Annotated in this window: 2 protein-coding genes and 1 pseudogene; 2 read left to right on the plus strand and 1 reads right to left on the minus strand. The window is 68.1% G+C overall.

Going from position 1 to position 2,498, the window contains the following annotated elements; genetic code table 11:
* Positions 1-180 precede the first annotated feature (180 nt).
* Positions 181-1,659: a glucose-6-phosphate dehydrogenase gene (gene zwf / locus HUK84_RS14845; RefSeq protein ID WP_176640976.1), complete on the minus strand. Its 1,479-nt coding sequence runs from the start codon at positions 1,657-1,659 to the stop codon at positions 181-183.
* A gap of 267 nt (positions 1,660-1,926) precedes the next feature.
* Here zwf and HUK84_RS14850 point away from each other — a divergent pair, with 267 nt between their 5' ends.
* Positions 1,927-2,202 (plus strand): DUF2312 domain-containing protein, encoded by a 276-nt coding sequence (locus HUK84_RS14850; RefSeq protein WP_176640977.1) that lies wholly within the window; start codon positions 1,927-1,929, stop codon positions 2,200-2,202.
* A gap of 80 nt (positions 2,203-2,282) precedes the next feature.
* Positions 2,283-2,498 (plus strand): annotated as a pseudogene (locus tag HUK84_RS14855) (hypothetical protein); the annotation flags it as partial.

Below are 2,498 nucleotides of genomic sequence, written 5' to 3' on the forward strand. Positions count from 1 at the left end.
GGGGTTGGGTTTTGGGGGCCCCCCCGGGGCCCCCCCCCCCGGGGCGGGGGGCCCCCCCGGGGCGGGGGCCCCGGGCCCCCCCCTTCCCCCGCCGCGTGCGGTGGGGGGGTCCAGGCGCCCGGCGGCCGCGGCGGCCGCCCAGTTTGTTCGTGGTATCGGAAGGGGAGGCCATGCGGACGGTCAGACCATGTCCTCGTGCCACCGGTGGCCGCGCTCGGCCAGCAGGGCGCGGGCGGCGTCGGGGCCCCAGCTTCCGGCCGGGTAGGTTTCGAGCGGCGACTTGTTCTCGGCCCACCCCTGGAGGATCGGGTCGGCCCAGCGCCATGCGGCCTCGACCTCATCCCGGCGGATGAACAGGACCGGATCGCCGCGCACGACGTCGAGCAGCAGGCGTTCGTACGCGTCGGGGTAGCGGGTGGCGAACGCCTTTTCGAACGCGATGTTGATGTCGGCCTGGCGCAGCGCCACCGAATCGGTCGGGGTCGGGTCCTTGGTCGAGACGGTCAGCATCACGCCCTCATCGGGCTGGATGCGGATGACCAGGCGGTTGGCCGCCGGCTTCTCGGGGAAGATCGACCAGGGGGTGGTCTTGAACTGGATGACGATCTCGCTGCTTTTCTGGGCCATGCGCTTGCCCGAGCGCAGGTAGAACGGCACGTTGCCCCAGCGCCAGGTATCGACCTGGGCGCGGATGGCGACGAAGGTCTCGGTGTTGCTGACCGCGTTCTCGCCGAGATCATCGAGATAGCCGGGGACGGGCTTGCCGCCCATTTCGCCGGCGCCGTACCGGGCGCGTACCGTGCTGACGGCGACGTCCTCGGGCGTGATCGGGCGCAGCGCGCGCAGGACCTTGAGCTTCTCGTTGCGCAGGCTGTCGGCCTCGAGCGAGCCGGGCGGGTCCATCGCGACCAGGCACAGCACCTGCAGCAGGTGGTTCTGGATCATGTCGCGCATGGCGCCGGACTTGTCGTAATACGGGCCGCGGCCCTCGACGCCCACGGTTTCGGCCGCGGTGATCTGGATATAGTCGATGGCGTCGGACGACCAGAGCCGTTCGAAGACCGGGTTGGCGAAGCGCAGCGCGATCACGGCCTGGACGGTTTCCTTGCCCAGATAGTGGTCGATGCGGAAAATGTGGTTTTCCGGGAAGAACCGGCCGACGCCGTCATTGATTTCGTCCGCCGAGGCCAGGTCGGTGCCGATCGGCTTTTCCAGCACGACGCGCGACTGGTCGGTGACCAGGCCCTGGGTGCTGAGATTTTCGCAGATCCGGCCGTACAGGTCGGGCGCGGTGGCCAGGTAATAGACGCGGATCCGGTCGGCGGGGGCTTCGGCCAGCAGGTCCTTCAGCCCGGGCCAGTTGCTGCCGGCCTCGGCGCCGTTCAGGCTGACATAATGCACGAGGGCGAGGAAGCGGCGCGCGAGGTCGGGGTCGAGATCGGCGGGCTTGACGAAATTCTGCAGCGCCTTCTCGGCCCGGGCCTGGAAATCGGCGCGGGAGAGGGGCGAGCGGGCGGTGCCGATGATGCGGGCCTGATCGGGGATCTGCCCGTCGCGATAGCGGTAATAGAGCGCCGGCAGCAGCTTGCGCATCGTCAGGTCGCCGGTGGCCCCGAAGACGATGTAGTCGAAAATATCGACGGGTGGGAGTTGAGCCATCGGATGCGGCCTCCTGCGCGGTTCTGATTGTTGCGTTGGACGTTTCGCGGACATGCGCGGGCCTGCCTCCATATGCCGGGGGACCCGTGGGGGAGACGACCTGCCGTGCATCGGTTTGGGCCGGGCGAAGGGGGGCTGTCAAGTTGCCATTGACCGGCCGGCATCGTCACGATAAGCCCGCCGTTCCCTTTCGGATCGGGTGGTTTCGGCCCCTGGCCCGGTCGGACGAGCGACGTTCCACCCACGATGCTGGAGGCATGCGGTTCCATGGATGCGGAGAATTTTGCGGCTGACGACAACGCGGCGGCGGTAGGCGGCATTGCGGCGGACCGGCTGCGCAGCATCATCGAGCGGATCGAGCGGCTGGAAGAGGAACGCAAGGCCCTGGCCGGCGATATTAAGGATATCTTCACCGAGGCGAAGTCGGCCGGGTTCGACGTGAAGGTGATCCGGCAGATCATCCGCCTGCGCAAGCAGGAGCCGGCCGAGGTGGAGGAGCAGGAGACGCTGCTGGATATCTACCGCCGCGCCCTGGGAATGTGACCTTCTTACGGGATCCTTGCGCCGGCGTGGCCTGATCTGGTCACATGGGCGGAGGTCCGTTCTTTTCTGGTCGTATCGCGATGCCGTTGCCGTTCCTCGACTGGATGCCCTGGTGGTTGCAGCTAGTGCTGCTGATCCTGGGGACGTTGTTTGCCTTTGTCTGGCTGCTGATGCCCTTTGCCGTGTTCGGCGTGAAGGGGCGGCTGGACGCGCTGGCGCTGCAGATCGAGGATCTGCAGGCGGAATTGCGGGTGCTGGCGGTGCCGCCCGAGGAGCGGCGCCCGCTGGCCGCCGCG

The organism is Nguyenibacter vanlangensis, assembly GCF_013376155.1.
Classification (GTDB): Bacteria; Pseudomonadota; Alphaproteobacteria; order Acetobacterales; family Acetobacteraceae; genus Gluconacetobacter; species Gluconacetobacter vanlangensis.